Source organism: Thermoflexus sp., assembly GCF_040289485.1.
Classification (GTDB): Bacteria; Chloroflexota; Anaerolineae; order Thermoflexales; family Thermoflexaceae; genus Thermoflexus.
In genome coordinates this window covers 1-6,815 of record NZ_PSLG01000089.1, presented here as the reverse complement: position 1 = coordinate 6,815, position 6,815 = coordinate 1, and the positions used below count along the sequence as shown (strand labels likewise).

Annotated in this window: 6 protein-coding genes; all 6 read right to left on the bottom strand. The window is 70.3% G+C overall.

Annotated features, from left to right (window positions below; translation table 11 throughout):
- Positions 1-173 precede the first annotated feature (173 nt).
- The 6 genes from C4313_RS10785 to C4313_RS10760 are packed head-to-tail and all read right to left on the bottom strand — an operon-like array spanning position 174 to position 6,497.
- On the bottom strand, positions 174-1,061 hold the full coding sequence (locus C4313_RS10785; protein ID WP_352429867.1) for a class I SAM-dependent methyltransferase: 888 nt from the start codon (positions 1,059-1,061) through the stop codon (positions 174-176).
- 26 nt (positions 1,062-1,087) lie between these two features.
- Positions 1,088-1,633 carry a metal-dependent hydrolase gene (locus C4313_RS10780; protein ID WP_352429866.1) on the bottom strand — a complete coding sequence of 182 codons (546 nt, stop codon included), beginning with the start codon at positions 1,631-1,633 and terminating at the stop codon, positions 1,088-1,090.
- A 10-nt stretch (positions 1,634-1,643) separates the two neighbouring features.
- Positions 1,644-2,183, bottom strand: coding sequence for a hypothetical protein (locus C4313_RS10775; RefSeq protein WP_352429865.1), 540 nt, complete (start codon positions 2,181-2,183; stop codon positions 1,644-1,646).
- Positions 2,184-2,204: 21 nt separating this feature from the next.
- Complete coding sequence (gene thrB / locus C4313_RS10770; protein ID WP_352429864.1) at positions 2,205-3,122, bottom strand: homoserine kinase; 918 nt, start codon at positions 3,120-3,122, stop codon at positions 2,205-2,207.
- 11 nt (positions 3,123-3,133) lie between these two features.
- On the bottom strand, positions 3,134-4,516 hold the full coding sequence (gene ssnA, locus C4313_RS10765) for a putative aminohydrolase SsnA (protein WP_352429863.1): 1,383 nt from the start codon (positions 4,514-4,516) through the stop codon (positions 3,134-3,136).
- 37 nt (positions 4,517-4,553) lie between these two features.
- Positions 4,554-6,497, bottom strand: a complete 1,944-nt coding sequence (locus tag C4313_RS10760) for an ATP-binding protein (RefSeq protein ID WP_352429862.1) — start codon at positions 6,495-6,497, stop codon at positions 4,554-4,556.
- Positions 6,498-6,815: the final 318 nt, after the last annotated feature.

The window sequence follows — 6,815 nt, the reverse complement described above, 5'->3', positions numbered from 1 at the left end:
CGGCCCGCCAGGCGAAGGCGTGGGGGCTGATGGTGGGCGGGGCGCCGGCCGGCGCGGCCGCCAGCGCTGTCTCCGGCCTGCGGTCGGTGTGGCGCGTCCGGGAGCGGGGCTGGATCGTCCTCTGGACCGACGGGACGGCCTGGTGGGTGGGCAGCGCCCGCTGAGGGGACCGCTCACCGCGGGCGCATCACGTAGAAGGATCCCTCCCGGGGCCAGCGGTGCCCGCCTGGGCAGACCACCGCTCGCTCCTCCTCGACCGCCGGCTGCCGGCAGAGGGGACACCGCCAGAGCCCCTCGGCCGCTGGCTCCGGTGGCGCCCCTGGGGCCGTCTCCAGCCGGAGGAAGACGCTGGGCGTCAGGTTCCAGAGGGCCCCCACCCGCTGCACCATGCCGTCCAGCCGGGCCAGCCATCGGGCGGGGATCCACCGCTTGAGCCACGGATGGCGGAATTGAGAGACCGCTCGCTCCTCCCGGATCCGGAAGCCGGCCTCCGCCAGCCGGGTCCGCATCCAGGCCGGGTGGAAATCGAAGTGCAGCGGGGCGAAGGCCACCGGCTCCGGATCGAAGGGGGACCAGGACTGCCGGCCCAGGAAATAGCGGAGGATGGCCTTGAGGTTCCGCTTGTTGGCGAACTCCAGGACGAAGGTCCCACCGGGGCGGAGGACGGCACGGATCTCCCGCAACGCCCCCGGGACGTCCTGGACGTGATGGATTACCCGGACCATCACGACGGCGTCGAACCGGCTGGGCATGAAGGGGAGGCGATAGAGATCGGCGACCACGAACCGGAAACGGGGATCGTGGCCCCAGCGGCGCTGCGCCGCCTCCAGTTGACGGCGGGCGTAATCGAGCAGGTAGATCTCCGCGTAGCCCTCGTAGAGATCGGCCAGCCGTCCGAAGCCGGCGCCGATCTCCACCAGCCGCCGGCCCCGGGGCGGCAGCAGGGCCCGCAGGGCGATCCGCTCGGCCAGGTCCTCATACGTCCGGCCCGCCCGCCAGAAGGCCTCATAATCGGTCTCTTCGTAATCGCACACCTCGGGAAGATGCGGACGCTCGTCCATCCGTATCCCCACCCGTCTCCTATGGATCACAGGCCGCCCAGCCACCGCAGCAGGCCGCCCAGGCCGATCGCACCCCCCAGCATCAGCATCCCCAGATCCCACGCCGAGCCGGTCCGCCAGTGGGCCAGGCGGAGCCGGTGCGAGGAGAAAGGCCAGAGCCAGGGGATCCCGGAGGGGGTGAGGGCATCTAAGAACAAATGGGAAAGGTAACCGGCCAGCCACGCCCCGGCCAGCGCCGGATCCTCCCACAGCAGCCCGCCCAGCGCGCCCCACAGGCCGGCCATCGCCAAGGAGTGGGTGGGCCCCCGATGAGGCAGACGGACCAGCATCAGCAACAGGAACCCGCCTCCGATGGCGACGGCTGCGATGGCCCCGGAGCGGAGGAGATACCCACCCGCCAGCCCCACGGCGACGCCCACCATCCCCAGCCACCGTGCCGCGCGCCCCACCGAGCCCACGTCCAGGTCCACATCGGGGACCATCCCTGCGAAGGCCCCCAGGGCCCCACCGGCGGGCCCGCCGATCCAGAGGCCGACCGCGGCGCCTACGACCCCGTGCGTCCGCAGCCGCATTGCCACCCGCTCACGGCGCTGGGATCAGATCCAGAACCGCCTGGAGATCCCGCAACAACGCCAGCAATTTCGTCACCACAGGATCCAGCCCCGAGGCTCCCAAGGCGATGTTCACCGGCTGGTCGAAGTTCACCGGGATCTGGGTGCGCACTGGGACGGTCATGTTCAATCGGACCGGGAGGCGGGTCCCCGGCGGCAGGTTGATGAACACCGTCCCGTTGATGGTGCCGCCGCCGCCGGGCAACTGGAATGTGGCGGCGGTGGTGATGGGCACCGGCGCCAGGGTCACCACCACCGTGTCCTGTTGCACCGGCAGTTCAAAGGCCACCGGGACCGCCTGGCGGATCGGGATGGTGGTGGAGATGCGGGCGCCCCCTAGATCCTGGACGATGCCCTCCAGGCGGGCCACCGTCTCGTTCACCGTGCCCTTGAGGGTGGCCAGATGGGAGTAGAGCAAGAGCAGCGCCGTCACCAGGGTCAGGTTCACCGCGAAGGAGAACAGGATGGCTACCGTCTTGAAGGCCTCCCACAACCGCCGCCCGAACGCCATCGGCACCCCCTTGGAAGAGATTCACGGCCCGTCTGGCCCCTCCAGCGCCACGGAGGTCTGGACCCCCTGCTGCGCCACCTCGACCACCCAGGTGCGGGCGGGGGCGCCCGCCGCGGCGAAGGCCTCCGCCATCGCCGCGGCGATGGCCTCGTGGTTCGCGGGGGCGAAGGCGGCGAGGGCCGGCCCGGATCCGCTGATGCAGACGGCCGCCGCCCCTGCTGCCCGCGCGGCGGCCACCGCCTGCTCGTAGCCAGGGATCAACCGTGCGCGGTAAGGTTCGTGCAGCCGATCCCGCATCGCCCGGCCCAACAACGTCCAATCCCCCTCCCGCAGGGCGTGAACCAGGAGCGCCGCGTGGCCGATCTGATAGACCACGTCGGCCAGCGGGACCTGGGCAGGCAACAGCCGGCGGGCCATCTCGGTGGCGACCCGCACGGCGGGTAGGGCCAGGACCACCCGCAACGGCGGCACCGGCACCCGCACCGCCACCAGCCCTTCCTCGTCCCGGGCCACCAGCGCGAGCCCCCCCAACAGCGCGGGAGCCACGTTGTCCGGGTGGCCCTCCAGTTCCGTGGCCAGTTCCAGCCAACGGTCGGGGGGCTCCGAGAGCCCCAGCCAGGCCGCCGCCAGAGCCAGACCCCCCACCACCGCTGCCGCGCTGGAGCCCAAGCCGGACATCAATGGGATCCGATTGCGACAGCGCACCCGCATGGGGGGGAGTGGGCGGCCGTGCCGCTCGAACAGGCGAGCAGCGCTGTGGAGGACCCGGTTGGTGGCATCCCGGGGAAGTTCCTCCGCGCCCTCCCCCTCCACATGGACCTCGAGGGCGGGGGCCGGCTCAGCCTCGATCTCGTTATACAGGCCCAGGGCCAGCCCCATCCCATCGAAGCCCGGGCCCAGGTTCGCAGTGGTGGCCGGCACGCGCACCTGGATCTTCATCCCCATCCCCCTCACCCACCGCGCTCGGCCTCGGCGATGGCCCGGAACCGCTCCCAGACCACCGGGGCGTAGGCCCGCGCCTCCGCGGCGATGCGCTCCTCATCCAGCGTCAGAAGCCGCCGGTCCTTCATCAGCACCCGCCCCCCGCAGATGGTGGTCGTGACGTGCGCGCCGTCGATGCCGAAGATCAGATGCCATGGGAAGTTCTCCGCTGTCAGCGGGGTGTAGGGCCGGTAGTCCAACAGGATCACATCGGCGTAAGCGCCCGGCGCCAGGACGCCCAGCGGATGCGGCCAGAAGAGGGCGGCGATGCGGGCGTTCTCCCGGTAGGCCATGGACAGCACCGCCTCGGCGTCCATCACCCGGGGATCCCGAGCGTGGACCTTGTGGACCAGGTAGGCGGTCTTCATCTCGGCGAACATGTTGTGAGCGAACCCATCGGTGCCCAGACCGACGACGACGCCGGCCGAACGCATGGCGGCCACGGGGGCCACCCCCACCGCGTTGTTCATATTTGAGCGCGGCTGGTGGCTGACCTTGCTCTGGGTGCGGGCCAGCAGGGCGATCTCCGCCGCGTCCACATGGACACAGTGGGCGCACAGGGTCTGGGGGCCCAACACCCCTTCCCGGGCCAGGCGCTCGACGGTGCGGACCCCGTAGACGGTGAGGCTATGGCCTTCGTCGGCCGTGTCCTCGGCCACGTGAATGTGAAAGCCGACCCCCAGGGCCTGGGCCTCGGCGGCGGCCCGCGCCATGGTCTCGGGGCCCACGGTGAAGGCAGCGTGCAGCCCGAAAGCGGCCGCCAGCAGCGACCCCCGGGGATCCCCCTCGGCCCGCCAGCGCTGCACCCGGCGGATGAACCGGACGTTCTCGGCGATCCCCGCCCGGGCGCCCTCCGGCCCGTTGCGGTCGGTCACCTCGTAACAGAGGCACACCCGTAGGCCGGCCTCCACGGCCGCCTCGGCGATCACGTCAAGGGAGCCGTCGATGCATGAGGGGCTGGCGTGGTGATCGATGAGGGTGGTGGTGCCGTGCCGGATGGCATCGACCATAGCGACCAGGGCCGAGAGCCGCACCGCCCGCTCGTCCAGCGCCCGGTCCAGCCGCCACCAGAGCCGACGGAGGATCTGAGGGAAATGGGCGGGCGGCTCGTCGTGCAGGGCCATCCCTCTGGCGAAGGCGCCGTAGAAATGCGTGTGGGCGCAGAGGTTGCCCGGCAACACCAACTGCCCCTGGGCATCCAAGGCCTCCGCCTCCGGATACCGAGCGCGGACCTCCGCCGTGGTCCCCACCATGGCGATGCGATCCCCCTCGATGGCCACGGCTCCGTCCTCGATCACCCCCGGGGGATCCTCCATCGTGCACACCCATCCGTGAACGATCAGCCATGCCATCGGACGCCTCTGTGGGAGGATGAAAGGGACTGTCCGCTCAGCCCGAGGGCTCCTGCCGCCGGGCCCCCGGCTCGAGGCGCGGGGGAGGCCCGGCGCGACAGGGGAGCAGCACCGTGAAGGTGCTTCCCTTGCCGACCTCGCTTTCCGCCCAGACCCGGCCCCCGTGGCGCTCCACGATCGACTTCACGATCGCCAGCCCCAGCCCGGTGCCCTCCGTCGCTTCCCCCTCCCGCCGGATCCGATAGAACTTGCTGAAGATGTGGGGCAGATCGGCCGGCGGGATCCCCACCCCGGTGTCGATCACCTGGACGGCGATGTATCCGTCCTGCTCGCGGGCGCGCACGATGATCCGTCCTCCGGGAGGTGTATATTTCACCGCGTTGCTCAACAGGTTCAGGAAGACCTGCTCCAGACGACGGGGATCGCCATCGACGGGGGGCAGATCGGGGGGGATCTCCAGGACCAGGGTGTGGCCCTTGCTTTCCGCCTGGGGCCGGATGATCTGAACCGCCTCGTCCAGGATCTCGGGCAGCGCGCAGAGCTCCATCGCCAGGGCGTAGCCGGACTCCAGGCGGGAGAGGTCCAGCAGGTTGTTCAGGAGCTCGACGATGGTTTGCATGGCCCGCTCCACCCGTTCCACGAACTCCTGCTGGCGCGGGTTCAGCGGGCCGACCCGGGGCAACAGGCTGACGTAGCCCCGGATGGTGGTGAGGGGTGTGCGCACGTCATGGGAAACGATCGAGACGAACTCGGACTTGATGCGGTCCAGCTCCTTCAGATAGGTGATGTCCTGCATCACCACTACATAGCCGACCCCCTCCACGGCAGTCAGGCTGGCCTGAAAGGTGAGCCGGTTGGGAAAGGCCACCTCTTGGCGGACGGTCTGACCCAGGGGGGGCTTACGGTCAAAGAGGGCCAACAGTTCCTCGTGGGCCAGGACGGCGCGCAGGGGTCGGCCCACCGCCGCCGCGCCCAGGCCGAGGTGCTGGCGGGCCGAACGGTTGATCAGCAACAGGTTCTCCTCGAAATCGGTGACCAGCACGGGCTCCTCGATCCCCTGGAGGATCGCCTCGAGGCGGCTCTTGGCCGCCCGGATGGCTTCGAAGAGGCGGGCCTTCTCAATGGCGACGGCCGCCTGGTCGCCCAGCATGGTCAGGGCGTGGACATCGTCCTCGCTGAAGGGGGAGGTGGAGAACCGGTTGATGACCCCCAGCACGCCCAAGATCTGGCCCTGGGCCCGCAACGGGACATAGAGCAGCGACCGCACCAGAATCCCGGTGTCGAGGGGATGGGCGCCGGGGCCCAGGAGGATGGGGCGGCCGGTGCGCACGGCCCGTCCCAGCAGGCTGTCGGCCACCGCCACCCGCTCCGGCACCCCCGACGCGCCTCCGAGGGGCTCCGGGAGACGGCTCCGGTGCACGTGCAGATACAGGGCCTCCCCATCCTCGCCCATCAACCAGACCCCTCCTTCCTCCGCCCCTGTCAGATGGATGGCGGTGTCCACGATCAACGGGAGGATCTCCTCCAGGCGCAGGGAGGCCGTCATGGCCTGGCCGACCTCGTAGAGGGCGCTGAGTTGCTGCAACTGGCGCCGCAGGCGGTCGGCCATCCCGGCGGACCGGCGCCGCTCCTGAACGGCGGCGGCGGCCCGCAGGAGGCAGGCGAACACCTCATCCGGATGATCCGGCGCCAGCAAGAAATCCAGAGCGCCCCGGCGGACCATGTCCACCAGATCCGCCGCCGACAGCGGCGGGCCGATCACTACCAGCCCGAAGGGCCGGCGGCGGTTCCGCTCCAGAAAGGCCCGGGCCCCGGACACCCGCCAGTCCAGCAAGATCAGGTCCGGCGCCAGGTCTTCCAGCCGGGGCTCCGCCGCCTCCACCGAGGGGAACGTATGGATCTTGACCGGCCGGTGGTCCTCTCGATAGCGGGCCAGCGTCTCCGGCAACGCCCCCGGCTCGCCGATGATCATGATGCGCATGCCACAATCCCCTCCGGGGCCACAGGCTCGATCGGACGCTCCCCCCTCCGCGAGACATGCGGGGAGGCCTGTTCGCCTCTACAGTAATGCGCCCATCCCTCCCCTGTCAAACCCCCCTCCAATTCTGTATCCCGGCCTTCAGCGGGTCCGGCTCGCCTTCGCCGCCCGCGGCGTTTCTACCTCGGCGAGCGGCATGGCCGATACGGTTGACACCATGAGAACGCGGTGCTATGCTGGATTGACTGATCTCCCTTTTCAACTGAAGGAGGGGCGATGACGGTCTCCATCGAGGCACTGTTGGAGGACCCGACCTTCCGG

Bases quoted from the DNA above. Each gene is read 5' to 3' on its own strand.
- C4313_RS10785 (WP_352429867.1), bottom strand. From the start codon at position 1,061: ATGGACGAGCGTCCGCATCTTCCCGAGGTGTGCGATTACGAAGAGACC.
- C4313_RS10780 (WP_352429866.1), bottom strand. From the start codon at position 1,633: ATGCGGCTGCGGACGCACGGGGTCGTAGGCGCCGCGGTCGGCCTCTGG.
- C4313_RS10775 (WP_352429865.1), bottom strand. From the start codon at position 2,183: ATGGCGTTCGGGCGGCGGTTGTGGGAGGCCTTCAAGACGGTAGCCATC.
- thrB (WP_352429864.1), bottom strand. From the start codon at position 3,122: ATGAAGATCCAGGTGCGCGTGCCGGCCACCACTGCGAACCTGGGCCCG.
- ssnA (WP_352429863.1), bottom strand. From the start codon at position 4,516: ATGGCATGGCTGATCGTTCACGGATGGGTGTGCACGATGGAGGATCCC.
- C4313_RS10760 (WP_352429862.1), bottom strand. From the start codon at position 6,497: ATGCGCATCATGATCATCGGCGAGCCGGGGGCGTTGCCGGAGACGCTG.